Source organism: Pseudomonas sp. UME65 (genome assembly GCF_014170225.1).
Taxonomy (GTDB): domain Bacteria; phylum Pseudomonadota; class Gammaproteobacteria; order Pseudomonadales; family Pseudomonadaceae; genus Aquipseudomonas; species Aquipseudomonas protegens.
Genome location: NZ_LZZQ01000018.1, coordinates 35,376 through 50,730, shown reverse-complemented (window position 1 = coordinate 50,730; position 15,355 = coordinate 35,376). Strand labels below are relative to the sequence as shown.

General features: G+C 62.4%; 13 protein-coding genes and 4 tRNA genes. 10 read left to right on the top strand and 7 right to left on the bottom strand.

Annotated features, from left to right (window positions below):
- Window position 1: 1 nt before the first annotated feature.
- Entirely contained in the window at window positions 2-1,102 is a 1,101-nt protein-coding gene (gene thiO, locus A9971_RS31365) for a glycine oxidase ThiO (RefSeq protein WP_183001035.1), read from the top strand.
- On the opposite strand, the gene A9971_RS31360 is transcribed toward thiO, so the two are convergent.
- The 3 genes from A9971_RS31360 to A9971_RS31350 form a co-directional block, all read right to left on the bottom strand.
- Entirely contained in the window at window positions 1,099-2,433 is a 1,335-nt protein-coding gene (locus A9971_RS31360) for a sigma-54 dependent transcriptional regulator (protein WP_019094003.1), read from the bottom strand. The two genes, thiO and A9971_RS31360, sit on opposite strands and share 4 nt — an antisense overlap.
- Before the next feature lie 425 nt (window positions 2,434-2,858).
- Window positions 2,859-3,092, bottom strand: a complete 234-nt coding sequence (locus tag A9971_RS31355; protein ID WP_041119935.1) for a PP0621 family protein — start codon at window positions 3,090-3,092, stop codon at window positions 2,859-2,861.
- Between the two features lie 124 nt (window positions 3,093-3,216).
- Complete coding sequence (locus A9971_RS31350; RefSeq protein ID WP_041119934.1) at window positions 3,217-4,239, bottom strand: outer membrane protein assembly factor BamD; 1,023 nt, start codon at window positions 4,237-4,239, stop codon at window positions 3,217-3,219.
- Between the two features lie 150 nt (window positions 4,240-4,389).
- Here A9971_RS31350 and rluD point away from each other — a divergent pair, with 150 nt between their 5' ends.
- From rluD to A9971_RS31315, 7 genes are all read left to right on the top strand, one after another.
- On the top strand, window positions 4,390-5,352 hold the full coding sequence (rluD, locus tag A9971_RS31345; protein WP_011063535.1) for a 23S rRNA pseudouridine(1911/1915/1917) synthase RluD: 963 nt from the start codon (window positions 4,390-4,392) through the stop codon (window positions 5,350-5,352).
- Entirely contained in the window at window positions 5,349-6,074 is a 726-nt protein-coding gene (pgeF, locus tag A9971_RS31340; RefSeq protein WP_077934794.1) for a peptidoglycan editing factor PgeF, read from the top strand. The genes rluD and pgeF overlap by 4 nt, the downstream gene beginning before the upstream one ends.
- A 130-nt stretch (window positions 6,075-6,204) precedes the next feature.
- The gene (clpB, locus tag A9971_RS31335; RefSeq protein ID WP_011063533.1) at window positions 6,205-8,769 is read left to right on the top strand and encodes an ATP-dependent chaperone ClpB; all 2,565 of its coding nucleotides are present in this window, start codon (window positions 6,205-6,207) and stop codon (window positions 8,767-8,769) included.
- 296 nt (window positions 8,770-9,065) lie between these two features.
- A tRNA-Asn gene (locus A9971_RS31330) sits at window positions 9,066-9,141 on the top strand.
- 9 nt (window positions 9,142-9,150) lie between these two features.
- A tRNA-Pro gene (locus A9971_RS31325) sits at window positions 9,151-9,227 on the top strand.
- Window positions 9,228-9,232: 5 nt separating this feature from the next.
- Window positions 9,233-9,308, top strand: a tRNA-Lys gene (locus tag A9971_RS31320).
- Window positions 9,309-9,403: 95 nt separating this feature from the next.
- Window positions 9,404-9,480, top strand: a tRNA-Pro gene (locus A9971_RS31315).
- 223 nt (window positions 9,481-9,703) lie between these two features.
- On the opposite strand, the gene A9971_RS31310 is transcribed toward A9971_RS31315, so the two are convergent.
- Window positions 9,704-10,915, bottom strand: coding sequence for a M24 family metallopeptidase (locus A9971_RS31310; RefSeq protein ID WP_183001034.1), 1,212 nt, complete (start codon window positions 10,913-10,915; stop codon window positions 9,704-9,706).
- A gap of 284 nt (window positions 10,916-11,199) precedes the next feature.
- On the opposite strand from A9971_RS31310, the gene A9971_RS31305 reads away from it, so the two are divergent.
- Window positions 11,200-11,958 carry a LuxR family transcriptional regulator gene (locus A9971_RS31305; protein ID WP_053160093.1) on the top strand — a complete coding sequence of 253 codons (759 nt, stop codon included), beginning with the start codon at window positions 11,200-11,202 and terminating at the stop codon, window positions 11,956-11,958.
- 95 nt (window positions 11,959-12,053) lie between these two features.
- The gene (locus tag A9971_RS31300; RefSeq protein WP_183001033.1) at window positions 12,054-12,944 is read left to right on the top strand and encodes a proline iminopeptidase-family hydrolase; all 891 of its coding nucleotides are present in this window, start codon (window positions 12,054-12,056) and stop codon (window positions 12,942-12,944) included.
- A 56-nt stretch (window positions 12,945-13,000) separates the two neighbouring features.
- Here the strand turns inward: A9971_RS31300 and A9971_RS31295 are convergent, their stop codons facing one another.
- The 3 genes from A9971_RS31295 to A9971_RS31285 form a co-directional block, all read right to left on the bottom strand.
- Window positions 13,001-14,299 carry an NAD(P)/FAD-dependent oxidoreductase gene (locus A9971_RS31295; protein ID WP_011063529.1) on the bottom strand — a complete coding sequence of 433 codons (1,299 nt, stop codon included), beginning with the start codon at window positions 14,297-14,299 and terminating at the stop codon, window positions 13,001-13,003.
- A gap of 60 nt (window positions 14,300-14,359) precedes the next feature.
- Window positions 14,360-14,533, bottom strand: coding sequence for a DUF3094 family protein (locus A9971_RS31290; protein ID WP_015637073.1), 174 nt, complete (start codon window positions 14,531-14,533; stop codon window positions 14,360-14,362).
- Between the two features lie 189 nt (window positions 14,534-14,722).
- Window positions 14,723-15,352: a DUF1780 domain-containing protein gene (locus A9971_RS31285; protein ID WP_011063528.1), complete on the bottom strand. Its 630-nt coding sequence runs from the start codon at window positions 15,350-15,352 to the stop codon at window positions 14,723-14,725.
- Window positions 15,353-15,355: the final 3 nt, after the last annotated feature.

The window sequence follows — 15,355 nt, the reverse complement described above, 5'->3', positions numbered from 1 at the left end:
TATGGCTAAGCAACAGCAAGTGCTGGTGGTGGGCGGCGGGGTGATCGGCCTGCTCACCGCCTTCAATCTGGCGTCCCAGGGCCAGCAGGTACGGCTTCTGGAACGTTCGGACCTGGGGCGTGAATCGTCCTGGGCCGGTGGTGGGATCGTCTCGCCGCTTTACCCCTGGCGCTACAACCCAGCGGTCACTGCCCTGGCGCACTGGTCGCAGGATTTCTACCCACAACTGGCCCAGCAACTGTTCAGTGCCACCGGTGTCGACCCGCAAGTGCATGTCACCGGCCTCTACTGGCTGGACCTGGAGGATGAAGCCCAGGCCCTGGAGTGGGCCAAGCGTGAAGGCCGGCCGCTGAGTGCTGTGGATATCTCGGCGGTGCATGACGCGGTGCCGGTGCTGGGTAATGGTTATCAACAGGCGATCTACATGGCCGATGTGGCCAACGTGCGCAACCCGCGCCTGGTCAAATCCCTGAAGGCGGCGTTACAGGCGTTGCCTAATGTGCAAATCGATGAGCAATGCACCGTCAGTGGTTTTATCCGCGAAGGCCAGCAAGTGGTGGGGGTCGATAGCTCGCTGGGCGAGGTTCGCGCTGATCAGGTGGTGCTCTGCGCCGGGGCCTGGAGTGGCGAACTGCTGGGCAGCCTGGGCCTGGAACTGCCGGTGGAGCCGGTGAAGGGGCAGATGATCCTCTACAAGTGTGCTGCCGACTTTCTGTCCTGCATGGTCCTGGCCAAGGGGCGCTATGCCATCCCGCGGCGCGATGGCCACATTCTGGTGGGCAGCACTCTGGAGTATGAAGGTTTCGACAAGACCCCGACCGTTTCGGCCCTGGAGAGCCTCAAGGCCTCCGCGGTCGAGCTGATTCCCGCACTGGCCGAGGCCGAGGTGGTCGGGCACTGGGCCGGGCTGCGCCCGGGCTCTCCGGATGGCATTCCCTACATCGGGCCGGTTCCGGGCTTTGCAGGCCTGTGGCTCAACTGCGGGCACTACCGCAATGGCCTGGTGTTGGCGCCGGCCTCCTGTCAGCTGTTCTGCGACCTGCTGCTGGGGAACCCGCCGATCATCGACCCGGCGCCTTATGCGCCTGAAGGTCGGATCTAGTCCAGCCCGAGCTTCTTCATGCGGTAACGCATCGAACGAAACGACAGGCTCAGCCGCCGGGCCGCCGCCGTGCGGTTCCAGCGGGTTTCCTCCAGGGCCTGGAGCAGCAGCTGGCGCTCCACCTGTTGCAGGTGCAGCGCCAGGTCTAGCTGGGTGGCCGCCGCCGATGATCGGGCTTCTAGGCTGTCGGCTCTGGGCAACTGCAGGTCGTCTGTTTCTATCCAGCGTCCTTCGCATAGGGTCTGCGCCCGTTCCAGCAGGTTTTCCAGCTCTCGCACGTTGCCCGGAAAGTCATAGCGCTCCAGGGCTTGCAGGGCTTCGGGACGTAGCTGGACGGCAGGCTGGCCGCTGTCCCTGGCCAGGCGCTGCAGGACGTGCCCGGCCAGTGCGGGGATGTCGCCACGGCGCTCGCGCAACGCCGGGACTCGCAACTCGATGACGTTCAGGCGGTAGTAGAGATCCTGGCGAAAGCGTCCGGTTTCTACCTCGTTTTTCAGGTCCTTGTGGGTGGCACAGAGAATCCGCACGTCGACGGATTTTTCCTGTTGGCTGCCTACAGGGCGCACGGATTTTTCCTGCAAGGCTCGCAGCAGTTTTACTTGCATGGCCAGGGGCAGGTCGGCGACCTCATCAAGAAACAGGGTGCCGCCGTGGGCGGCCAGAAATAGCCCGGGCTGATCGCTGACGGCGCCACTGAAGCTGCCTTTGCAATGGCCGAAGAGTTCACTCTCCATCAATTCGGAAGGAATCGCCCCGCAGTTGACCGGGACGAACGGGTATCGGGCCCTGGGGCCAAGCTGGTGGAGCAGACGGGCGACCCGTTCCTTGCCACTGCCGGATTCACCGCTGATATAGACCGCCGCCAGGCTGTGGGCCAGCTTGTCGATGTGGCGACGCAGGGCATTCATGGGCGCCGAGTCTCCCAGCAATTGCCGGGCTGGGTCCTCCGTTGCGCAGTCCGTGGCCTGCTTCAGGCTGGCACCTACCCAAGCGCGCAGTTGCTTGAGGTCCAGAGGCTTGTGCAGCAACTGGCAGGCTCCGGCCTGCAGGGCGCCCGCGCTGGCCTGTGCACAGGCGCCGTTGCTTAGCAGCGCCACAGGAAGGTTGGGGTGGGACTGGCGGATGTGCCGCAGCAGCTCCAGCCCGCTGCCGTCCGGTAGCTGCAGGTCGGTCAGGCACAGGTCAAAGCGCTCCCGGGCCAGGCGGCCACGGGCTTCCTGCAGGGTGCGCGCACTTTGGGTGTGCAAGCGCATTCGGCCCAGAGTGATCTCCACAAGGGCGCGGGTTTCCGTGGCGTCATCGACTACCAGCACCGATTGCCGTGGGTTCATGGCGGCTGCAGTTTTCATCCGTGAGTGAGGAGCGGGCGACAGTGCTCGCCCGATGGGCGTGAACTCAAGTCTAGGCCCGACGGGATGGCGGCGCAGGGGATGGGCAACTGGTCATCCAGCCGGGCGTCCTGAAGGTGCGCGTCGTCGGGACGTTGTGGTGCCCGTGGATCGGGGGCTACAGCGCTCTGCCCGAGAGCGAAACGGCGAGTGGGCGCCAACAGGCTATTTTGTCGCCAATTGTTCGGCCGGGGTTGGCACTTGGGCCTTCCCGTTCCTGAGTAGAGGTTCGAAGCCTGGGAGAGGCGAGGGAGGACGGGGGCGACGAGCCGGTTCATGCGCTGACCAAGGCCTGGAATAGTCCGTGTCAGACGCCATTTTTCGCCCCCGAGTTCCTTGCCTCGGGTATCCGCAGTGGGCCTGGCGGCTCAGCGGTCCTGGTTTCCCGGCCCTTGTTGCAGGTGTGCCTGGCTGCAGTACCACTGTTGCGACTGGCTCAGGGCCCGGTCCTGGGGCAGGTGCACGCCGCAATGGGCGCAACGCACCATGGGCGTAGTGACCGGTTCATTGGGGGAGCGAGGGGCGGCGGCAGGACGCTTGAACTTGCGCCACAACCATACCGCGGCGGCAATCAGAGCGATCCAGAACAGTAGACGAACCATGGCAACCAGCTTTTTGAAGGGGGAGGGGGCAGTTTAGCCAAGCGCCCGTCGGGCGCACAGGCCCATCAATGCGCGGGCATAAAAAAGGGAGACTTCAAGTCTCCCTTTCCGGCCTGCGGGGTGATCAGTCGAACACGCCGAAGGTCATGTAGCTGAACCAGGAACGGTCGCTATTGTTGCCGGCAGCCTCGTGCTCTTCTTCCTCGACCACGTCGCCGTTGCTGTCTTTAGGCTTGAGCTCGGACGGAATGGCGTCCTTGGCATCCTGGTACTGCTTCATCACGTCCTGGTTGGCGCGGGTTTCTCCCGGCGGCAGCGGTGGACGGGACTCGATCAGGCCCAGGGTGGCCTTGCTCAGCCACGAACGGTTGTCGGCCTCAGCCACGCGTGGCACGAACTGACCGTCCACCAGGCTTGGGTGGTTGGGGTAGTTGAGCTTGAGAGTTTCCAGGCTGGTGGCAGCCAGTTCGTCCAGGTGCAGGCGCTGGTAGGCCTCGGTCATCACCGCCAGGCCGTCGCCGACCGATGGGGTTTCCTGGAAGTTCTCCACTACGTAGCGGCCACGGTTGGCGGCGGCGACATAGGCCTGGCGGGTCAGGTAATAGTCGGCTACGTGGATCTCGTAGGCAGCCAGCAGGTTGCGCAGGTAGATCATGCGCTGCTTGGCGTCCGGCGCGTAGCGGCTGTTGGGGAAGCGGCTGGTCAGCTGGGCGAACTCGTTGTAGGAGTCGCGGGCGGCACCCGGGTCACGCTTGGTCATGTCCAGCGGCAGGAAGCGCGCCAGCAGGCCGACGTCCTGGTCGAACGAGGTCAGGCCCTTGAGGTAGTAGGCGTAGTCCACGTTCGGGTGCTGGGGGTGCAGGCGAATGAAGCGCTCGGCGGCGGACTTGGCGGCCTCCGGCTCGGCATTCTTGTAGTTGGCGTAGATCAGCTCGAGCTGTGCCTGATCGGCGTAGCGACCAAAGGGATAGCGCGATTCCAGGGCCTTGAGCTTGGCGGTGGCGCTGGTATAGCTGTGGTTGTCCAGGTCGGTCTGCGCCTGCTGGTACAACTCGACTTCGCTCAGGTTTTCGTCAACGACTTCCTTCGATGAGCAAGCAGCGGTCAGTGCGAGGATGGCGATCAGCAGCAGGTGTTTCACTTGCATGGCGGCTTGCGTCCCTATGACGGCCGCTGTCTTGGGCGGGGCCGTCCTGTTATGATGAGCGCCCCGTTGAAAGCCTCGGGGCAAAAGACGCCGTATTTAACCACAAGCGCGCAGCCGAAACCAAAGGCTGTGCCGACGCCCAGTCCGAGCATGTCCGATAAAATTGAACTTCGCGCAGAGGTGCCGTCCGAACTGGGCGGTCAACGCCTCGATCAAGTCGCCGCCCAACTATTCGCTGAGCATTCGCGCTCGCGCCTTTCCGCCTGGATCAAGGACGGCCGCCTGACTGTTGACGGAGCGGTCATCCGCCCGCGGGACATCGTGCACGGCGGCTCCATTCTTGAGCTGACTGCCGAGCAGGAGGCCCAGGGCGAGTGGATCGCCCAGGATATCGAGCTGGACATCGTCTATGAAGATGACGACATCCTGGTGATCAACAAGCCTGCGGGCCTGGTGGTGCACCCGGCTGCCGGCCATGCCGACGGCACCCTGCTCAATGCCCTGCTGCATCACATCCCGGACATTATCAATGTGCCGCGGGCCGGTATCGTCCACCGCCTGGACAAGGACACCACAGGACTGATGGTGGTGGCCAAGACCATCCAGGCGCAGACCCAACTGGTGGCCCAGCTGCAAAGCCGCAGTGTCAGCCGCATCTATGAATGCATCGTGATCGGCGTGGTAACCGCCGGGGGCAAGATCAACGCTCCGATCGGCCGTCATGGCCAGCAGCGCCAGCGCATGGCGGTGATGGAAGGCGGCAAGCAGGCCGTCAGCCACTACCGGGTCCTGGAACGTTTCCGTTCCCACACCCATGTGCGGGTCAAGCTGGAAACCGGTCGTACCCACCAGATCCGGGTGCACATGGCCCACATCAACTTCCCGCTGGTGGGGGATCCAGCCTACGGCGGCCGCTTCCGCATTCCGCCGGCGGCGAGCCAGACCATGGTCGACTCGCTGAAGAACTTCCCGCGCCAGGCCCTGCATGCACGCTTCCTGGAGCTGGATCATCCGACCACCGGTATCCGCATGAGCTGGGAGTCGCCGCTGCCGGACGATTTCGTCTGGCTGCTGTCGCTGCTCAAGCAGGACCGTGAGGCGTTCATCGGATGAATGACTGGCTGATTCCCGACTGGCCCGCGCCGGCCGGAGTCAAAGCCTGTATTACCACCCGCGCTGGCGGCGTCAGCCTGACGCCGTTCGACAGCCTCAACCTGGGCGACCATGTCGACGATCAGCCGCAAGCAGTGGCCGAGAATCGCCGTCGCCTGAGCGAACACTTCGGCATCGCCCCGGCCTGGCTGCAACAGGTGCACGGGGTGGCCGTGGCCCACGCCGACCCTTCCATGGTCGCGACCGCGGACGCCAGTTGGTCCGCCACCGCGGGCGTTGCCTGTGCGGTGATGACGGCCGACTGCCTGCCGGCACTGTTCTGCAACCGTGCCGGAACCCGAGTCGCCGCGGCCCATGCCGGCTGGCGCGGGTTGGCGGCGGGCGTGCTGGAAGCCACCCTCGACAGCCTGGATACGCCCTGCGCCGAGGTGCTGGTGTGGCTGGGGCCGGCCATTGGCCCGCAGCGCTTTGAAGTGGGGCCCGAGGTGCGTGAAGCCTTCGTCGCCCAGTTGCCGGCAGCCGAGCAGGCCTTTGTGCCGAGCGCCAATGCCGGGCGCTTCATGGCCGATATCTATCAGCTGGCGCGCCTGCGCCTGGCTGCCTGTGGTGTGACTGCCGTGTACGGTGGCGGCTACTGCACCGTCAGCGATCCCCGCTTCTTTTCCTACCGGCGCAGCCCGCGCACCGGGCGTTTTGCCTCCCTTATCTGGCTTGAGCGCTAGACTAATCTGACTTGTGTCAAGCTGCTGACGCTTGAATCTCCCAGAATCGACCGCATCTAGTGAAACATCTGGCAGGTTTCTCTATTTAGGTGTGTCCATCGCTCCGGCCTGCTCAAAAGGAAGGTGACTAATGCGTATAGACCGATTAACCAGCAAATTGCAGCTGGCCTTATCCGATTCTCAATCTCTGGCGGTTGGCCTCGATCATCCGGCCATTGAACCGGCGCACCTGATGCAGGCGCTGCTGGAACAGCAGGGCGGCTCGATCAAGCCTCTGCTGATGCAGGTGGGCTTCGACGTCAACAGCCTGCGCAAGGAACTGAGCAAAGAGCTCGACCAGCTGCCGAAAATCCAGAACCCCACTGGCGACGTCAACATGTCCCAGGATCTGGCGCGTCTGCTCAACCAGGCCGACCGCCTGGCGCAGCAGAAAGGCGACCAGTTCATCTCCAGCGAGCTGGTGCTGCTGGCCGCTATGGATGAGAACAGCAAACTCGGCAAATTGTTGCTGGGCCAGGGCGTGAGCAAGAAAGCCCTGGAGAACGCCATCAACAACCTGCGTGGCGGTGAGGCGGTGAATGACGCCAACGTCGAAGAGTCGCGCCAGGCCCTGGACAAGTACACCGTCGACCTGACCAAGCGCGCCGAAGACGGCAAGCTTGATCCGGTAATCGGCCGTGACGACGAAATTCGCCGGACCATCCAGGTGCTGCAACGCCGGACCAAGAACAACCCGGTGCTGATTGGTGAGCCAGGCGTGGGTAAGACGGCCATCGCCGAAGGCCTGGCCCAGCGGATCATCAACGGCGAAGTGCCCGATGGCCTCAAAGGCAAGCGCTTGCTGTCCCTGGACATGGGCGCCTTGATCGCCGGCGCCAAATACCGTGGCGAGTTCGAAGAGCGCCTGAAATCCCTGCTTAATGAACTGTCGAAGCAGGAAGGGCAGATCATCCTGTTCATCGACGAGCTGCACACCATGGTCGGCGCTGGTAAAGGCGAAGGCTCGATGGATGCGGGCAACATGCTCAAGCCCGCCCTGGCCCGTGGCGAGCTGCACTGCGTGGGCGCCACCACGCTCAACGAATACCGCCAATATATAGAGAAGGACGCGGCCCTCGAGCGGCGCTTCCAGAAAGTGTTGGTGGATGAGCCGAGCGAGGAAGACACCATTGCCATCCTGCGCGGCCTGAAAGAGCGGTATGAGGTGCACCACAAGGTGGCGATCACCGACGGCGCGATCATTGCCGCGGCCAAGCTCAGCCATCGTTACATCACCGATCGGCAGTTGCCGGACAAGGCCATCGACCTGATCGACGAGGCCGCCAGCCGCATCCGTATGGAGATCGACTCCAAGCCGGAAGTGCTGGACCGTCTGGAGCGGCGCCTGATTCAGCTCAAGGTTGAATCCCAGGCCCTGAAGAAAGAAGACGACGAGGCCGCGATCAAGCGCCTGGAAAAACTCCAGGAAGAGATTGTCCGCCTGGAGCGTGAATACGCTGACCTGGAAGAAGTCTGGACCTCGGAGAAAGCCGAAGTGCAGGGTTCTGCGCAGATCCAGCAGAAGATCGAGCAGTCGCGCCAGGAACTGGAAGCGGCGCGTCGTAAAGGCGATCTCAATCGCATGGCCGAGCTGCAGTACGGGGTGATCCCGGACCTGGAGCGCAGCCTGCAGATGGTCGACCAGCACGGCCACAGCGAGAACCAGTTGCTGCGCAGCAAGGTTACCGAGGAAGAGATTGCCGAAGTGGTGTCCAAGTGGACCGGCATTCCAGTGTCGAAAATGCTTGAAGGCGAGCGCGACAAGCTGCTGAAGATGGAAAGCCTGCTGCACGAGCGGGTGATTGGCCAGAACGAAGCCGTGGTGGCGGTGGCCAACGCTGTGCGCCGTTCCCGAGCCGGGTTGTCCGACCCGAACCGGCCCAGCGGTTCGTTCATGTTCCTCGGCCCGACCGGCGTGGGTAAGACCGAGCTGTGCAAGGCCCTGGCGGAATTCCTCTTCGATACCGAAGAGGCCATGGTGCGGATCGACATGTCCGAGTTCATGGAGAAACATTCCGTGGCTCGCCTGATCGGTGCGCCACCAGGCTATGTCGGTTATGAAGAGGGCGGTTACCTGACCGAAGCCGTGCGTCGCAAGCCGTACTCGGTGATTCTGCTGGACGAAGTCGAGAAGGCGCACCCGGATGTGTTCAACATCCTGCTGCAGGTCCTGGAAGATGGCCGTCTGACGGACAGCCACGGGCGTACCGTGGATTTTCGCAATACGGTGATCGTCATGACCTCCAACCTGGGCTCGGCGCAGATCCAGGAACTGGTAGGGGATCGCGAGGCACAACGTGCGGCGGTGATGGACGCGGTGTCCACCCACTTCCGGCCAGAGTTCATCAACCGGGTCGACGAAGTGGTGATCTTCGAGCCTCTGGCACGGGATCAGATCGCCGGCATCACGCAGATCCAGTTGGGTCGCCTGCGCAGTCGCCTGGCGGAGCGCGAGCTGAGCCTGGAACTGAGCGACGAGGCCTTGGACAAGCTGATCGCTGTGGGTTACGACCCGGTGTATGGCGCACGGCCGCTGAAACGGGCGATCCAGCGCTGGATCGAGAACCCGTTGGCGCAGTTGATCCTCTCCGGCGGCTTCCTGCCGGGAGCTACGGTTACCGCCTCGGTGCAGGACGACGAAATCGTCTTCGCCTGATCGCTGATCGGTGGGTTTATAGAGGAGGCCTCGCATTGCGAGGCCTTTTTTTTCACTAGGGCGTTGAACTGTAAGGAAAAGGCTTGTAAAGTGCGCCCCGCAGTCAGTCACCCCCGAGGTTTTTTCTGATCAAGAAGAAACCGGCAATGAAGTCGCAAATCATTGTCTTAAAAGCAATTTAAGGGGTTGACAGGGGTTTTTAAGATTGTAAAATAGCGCGCCTCAGAGACATGAACGTAGCGATACGAACAAGTCGAAGAGGATGAAGTAAAAAGTTGTAACTTGAAATATGTAGTTCCGTGATAGCTCAGTCGGTAGAGCAAATGACTGTTAATCATTGGGTCCCAGGTTCGAGTCCTGGTCACGGAGCCAATTTCAAACCGGGGTATAGCGCAGTCCGGTAGCGCGCCTGCTTTGGGAGCAGGATGTCAGGAGTTCGAATCCCCTTACCCCGACCATTTTTGGGTCGTTAGCTCAGTTGGTAGAGCAGTTGGCTTTTAACCAATTGGTCGTAGGTTCGAATCCCACACGACCCACCATTTTTGAAACCAGTTAGCGCTGGAATCGAATCTTAAGAACAGAGGCCAAAAGCGCTGTTCGAAGAAGGCGCCTCTAGAAGGTGCCTTTTTTTTACCGGGGTATAGCGCAGTCCGGTAGCGCGCCTGCTTTGGGAGCAGGATGTCAGGAGTTCGAATCCCCTTACCCCGACCATATTCACGAAAAAGGGCACCTCAATGAGGTGCCCTTTTTCGTATGCCCGTGGAAAAGTTCGCAGGCCCGCTGGCGTCTAGCCTGGGTAGGGTACCTACAGCCCTTGATGCCTCGATTGTGCTTGTGCTGAATGTTCTCCGTCACTGTATTTGGCTGATGACTCGAGTCATGGTTGAAGCGGCGAGCCTTCTCTGTGGGGGAGGGCGTTTTCCAGGCAGTTGAGTCAACTGCCAATGATGTTGTACCGCGGTCCGTACGGCAGCCCGGTGATATTGCACGCACCGTGCTCGTCGACGATCAGGATGTCGTGTTCCCGATAACCGCCGGCACCGGGCAGGCCTTCGGGCAGCCTGATCATCGGTTCGATGGACACCACCATGCCGGGCTCAAGAATGGTCTCCACATCCTCACGAAACTCCAGCCCGGTCTCGCGCCCATAGTAGTGGCTGAGGATGCCGAACGAATGGCCATAGCCGAAGGTACGGTATTGCAGCAGGTCGTGTTCCAGGTAGAGGGCGTTCAGTTGTCGAGCGATATCGCTGCAGCGTGCGCCGGGCTTGACCAGTTGCAGCCCGGCTTCATGCACCTGGACGTTGATCTCCCACAATCGCAGGCAGGCGTCGGGGCAATGGCCGAGGAACAGCGTGCGCTCCAGGGCAGTGTAGTAGCCGGCGATCATCGGGAAGCAGTTGAGGCTCAGCACTTCTCCTGGGCTGACCCGTCTCGAGGTCAGTGGATTGTGTGCGCCATCGGTATTGAGCCCGGACTGAAACCAGGTCCAGGTATCCATCAGTTCGGCCCCCGGAAACGCCTCGGCAATCGCCCGCACCATGGCCTGGGTGGCGTGTCCGGCCACTTCGTATTCCGGTACCTGGTCGTGCAGGGCTTCGATGGCGGCGGCCCCGCCGATGTCTGCAATCCGCGCACCCTGGCGGATCAGCGCTTGCTCTTCAGCGGACTTGAGCATGCGCAGGTTCATGCAGGGCGCGGCGATGTCCAGTAACTGTGCCTGGGGATAGAGCTCGGCAAAGGCCCGGTGATTGGGCAGGGTCAGATGATCGAACTCCAGTCCCAGGCGCGAAGCGCGGGGCAGGGCCTGCTTGACCGCGACGAAGAAATTGCCCCGCTGCCAGTCGGTGTAGATCACCTGGGCATCGCAGGTCGCCCGCCGCCCCGGTTGGCCGCCGTCGATATTGGCGCTGATCAGCACGCTGTGTTCCTGGGTCACCACGAGGGCGTACTGGCGGCCGAAGGAGCAATACAGGAAGCCGGCGTAGTAGTTGATGTTGTGGTACGAGGTGAACAGCGCGGCGTCAATGTCCTGTTGCGCCATGTAGGCACGCAGGGCGACCAGGCGTCGAGCGTATTCTTTGGGGGAGAAGGTGGCAGGGGCTTTGTCACCGTTGTGCAACTCAAGCGTCTGGGGCATCTGCATGGCCTGGGTCCTTGTCTGCTATGAGCGATGCATGGCGCCACACGGGGTGGGCCGTGACACTGCATTGCAGCAGATAGGGCGGGGGCAGGCATGTGCGGTACCGACCTTGAGCTGGTTGTCAGCGCTGTTTTGCGGGTCATGGCCATGGGCGCCGATGACGCTGGGGCAAGCGCTGGTTGTGCCGCAAACCTGGTATTTCTTATAGGTTTTGCCTGGCCCGTTGCTGCCGGGCGTGGCATTCTGGCCCTTCGCTGTTAAGGATCAACAGTAAGGAAGCGGCAAGGATGCAGAGCAGGCTCGCGGAATTTGATACCCATCTTTTGTCCGGAAACTCGCTGCATGAGCGAATGACGGGAACCATGACACTGGCCTCGGAACTGGGTTTCGATGCCCTGGTTTATGACTACAGCCCGGTGCCTTTCGATCAGGCAGGCGAACTGATCATCCCCAGTGCCATGGTCTGCAATACCCCCAGTGACTGGCTGGAGCTCTGGTGCGATCAGGGTTACTACCATATCGACCCGGTCCAGCAGGTTGCTCTGGACAGCTCCTCGCCCTTTATCTGGTCCTACAAGCCCGAGGCGGAAACCGTTCTGCGCCAGGCCCTCGGGCAGCAGCACGCTCCGGTATCCAGTTACCTGCACCATCATCAAATGGCCCACGGCATGACCGTGCCCATCCATTTACCCAGGGGCGGTTTCGCCAGCCTCACCGGTTTGCGCTCCGGCAATGCCACGGTGGCATTACAGGACTTGCAACAGGTTCAGGGCCACTTCACCCTGCTTGCTCATGCGTTGCAGGAGCATCTCTATCCACAGCTCAGCAAATGCGTTCGCAGTTATCCGGTTGATCTGACCCGGCGTGAACGCGAGTGCCTGAAATGGGCTGCAGAGGGCATGACTTCCGGCGAGATTGCCGAGCGCCTGCAGCGTTCGCAGGCCACGATCAACCTGCACCTGACCTCGGCGATGCACAAGCTGGGCGCCAGGAATCGGGTTCAGGCGGTGGTTCGCGCGGTTCACTATCGCCTGCTGGGTAACTGAGGCGAGTAGCACAGGCTCTGCCGCACTGGAGGCGTTGGAGCGCGGAACGGAAGATTGAACGACACAGGCTGATTGTCATCAGGGAGCGATGCGCAATGAATGCAAGCAAACCACCACTGGAAGGCTATGCCTCCTTTGGCGTCCATCAGACGTGGTATCGGGTCACCGGGGATCTGCACAGCGGACTTACGCCCCTGGTGATTCTGCACGGCGGTCCGGGCTGCACCCATGACACCCTGGACGCCTTCAGGGATGTGGCCGCCAGTGGTCGGGCGATCGTTCAATTCGATCACTTGGGAAGTGGCCTCTCCACTCGTCTGAATGGCAAGCCGCCGTCGTTCTGGAGCCTTGAACTCTACCTGCAGCAGCTGGACAACCTCCTGGACCACCTGCGCATCAGCCAGGACTACGCCCTGCTGGGTCACTCCTGGGGAGCTGCGCTGGCCAGCGAGCACGGGGTGCGCGCGCCGGCCGGCTTGCGTGCGCTGATCCTGGCCAATGCCCCAGCCGACATGCGCACCTGGGAAGCCGAGACCCTGAAACTGCGCGCAGCCCTGCCTGAGGAGGCGTTGCAGGTGCTGGCCTGGCATGAGCAGCCGGGCTCCCTTCGTGGCGCCGAATATGTGCAGGCCTGGCAGTTGTACTTTGAACGGCATGTATGTCGGCTGCGCCCGTGGCCTGAAGAGGTGGCGCGGATGTTTGCCCAGGGCCGTGGTGCCGATGGCGCGGAGCGGGGGGGAGGTTTTCCGCTGATGGACAACCTGCGTGACTGGAGCATCGTCGAGCGCCTGGGACGCATCGAGGTGCCGACGCTTTTGATCTGTGGCCACTACGATGAAGCCACGCCAGTTGTGGTCAGACCCTACCTGGAGAAGATTCCCGGCATTCGCCTGGCGTTGTTCGAACACTCCAGCCACATGCCCCACGTCGAGGAGCGGGTCGCCTGCATGGGCACCGTCGTGAATTTTCTCGATGAATGCCTGTAACCGCACGCCAGCACCCCACGCTACGTTGCGTAGCGGGGGCGTGGTTTTTCAGGGGCCTAGTGCAGCTTCAGGCGTGGATCGGTACCGCGGCCGATTCGGCTGCCAAGCATCAGCATCGCGGTGCGGAAGACTCCGTACAGCGCCATCTGGTGCATGCGATACAGCGAGATGTAGAACATCCGCGCCAGCCAGCCTTCGAGCATCACGCTGCCAGTGAGGTTGCCCATCAAGTTGCCCACCGCCGAGAAGCGCGACAGCGAGATCAGTGAGCCGTAGTCGGTGTACTTGTAGGTCGGCAGGTCCTTGCCTTCGATGCGCAGCTTCAGCGACTTGGCCAGCAACGAGGCCTGCTGGTGCGCGGCCTGGGCCCGTGGCGGCACATTGCGGTCGCTGCCTGGTTGCGGGCAGGCGGCGCAGTCGCCGAAGGCAAAGATGTTCTCGTCGCGAGTGGTCTGCAGGGTCGGTAGTACCTGCAGTTGGTTGATGCGGTTGGTCTCCAGGCCGTCGATGTCCTTGAGGAAGCCTGGCGCGCGAATGCCCGCGGCCCAGACCTTGAGGCTGGCGGGAATGGTCTGGCCGTCGGCGGTAATCAGGCTGTCGGCGGTCACTTCGCTGACCGAGGCGTTGGTCAGCACCTTGACCCCGAGTTTCTCCAGGGTCTTGTGCACCGGGCCGCTGATGCGTTCGGGCAGGGCAGGCAGCACCCGTGGCCCGGCCTCGATCAGGGTGATGTGCATGTTTTCCGGGAGAATCCGGTCCAGCCCGTAGGCCGCCAGTTCATGGGCCGCGTTGTGCAGTTCTGCCGCCAGTTCCACGCCAGTGGCGCCGGCGCCGACGATGGCCACGCTGATCTGCTCCACGGCATCGGTCTGCCCGGCATGGGCTCGCAAGTAGTGGTTGAGCAGTTGCTGGTGGAAACGCTCGGCCTGCTTGCGGGTGTCGAGGAACAGGCAATGCTGGGCCGCGCCCTGGGTGCCAAAGTCGTTGGTGGTGCTGCCCACGGCGATCACCAGGGTGTCGTAGCCCAGCTCCCGGGCCGGCAACAGCTCCACACCTTCTTCGTCGTAGGTGGCGGCCAGTTGGATTTTCTTGCGCTGCCGATCGAGCCCGCTCATGCGGCCCAGCTGGAACTCGAAGTGGTTCCATTTTGCTTGGGCGACGTAGTTGAGTTCGTCTTCGGAGGAGTTCAGCGAACCGGCAGCCACTTCGTGGAGCAGCGGTTTCCAGATGTGGGTCAGGTTGGCGTCCACCAGCATCACACTGGCGGTGCCGCGCTTGCCCAGAGTCTTACCCAGGCGGGTCGCCAACTCCAGGCCGCCGGCGCCGCCGCCAACGATGACAATACGATGAGTCATGGGGATATCTCGCAAGGCTAAAAGAAATCGGTGCAGTCAACCGAGCGAGCGCGAAGCAGCTCATAGCGTCAGGTAACTGATGAAACGGCTCAACAGGCCCAGGGCGACAGTCACCGCAATCACCACCACGAGGAGCATCCACGGCCGGAAGGGCCGGCGCTCGACTCGATGCTGGGGCAGTTGCAGGTATTCTTCGACATGGCGTTGGTCGTCGGGGTTCAGGCGGCTGCTCATAAAAGACCTCGTCAGATAGACGTCGCAACGTTGAGGAATGTTACAGCGCGGTGTTATCCGGCATGAACGGAGCATAGCCGCTGCCGTGTGAGGGCTCGCTGGCACGGGCCCGGCGTTGGCAGGCAAGTGTGCTTTTTTACCATTGCCGGGCGGATTGCGCCATGGCTACACAGGCCGCATTGACCGGCGTTACAAACTGATGCCGACGTCGAACAGGATGCTGCGGCCCAGGTTGCTGCGCAGGAACTCCGGTGCATCCGGGTGGGCGAACAGCACGCGGGCGAACGTCGGCCCCACCAGGGACAGCGAGCGCCAGCCCTGGCGCAGGTATTCGGTGGGTGGCGGGAAGTGGCTGTTGAGGTCCAGGACTTCGCGTTTCAGGGCGGCGAAGGCAATGATGTCCAGCTCGCCGAGGTTCATTCCGCGCTCCTGATAGTTGTGGGCCTTCTTGCGCAAGGTCGGTGCCAGGCGCAGCAACAGTTCGCTGGCCGGGATGCGCTTGGGCTTGGCTTCGCGGCGCACCAGTTGGCTCAGGGAGAACGCGCTGCGCCGGCGCTGCAGTTCGTCGCGCCATTCATCGTTGAGCCTGCGGCCTTCGTCGAGGACGAAGAACACTTCGAAGCTGGCCTCGCGAAACAGCACATCGGGGGGCTCTTGCCCGGCGGCGGTGAACTCGTCGTTGCGGTAGGGAATGTTCAGGCCTTGCAGCAGGCGCTGGCAGACCCAACGCTCACGCTCCCATTTGCGGGCATTGGACAGGAACGCGTTGGCTTGTTCGGCCTGGATGGTAAGCAGGCGCAAAAAATCTGAGTCATCCATACC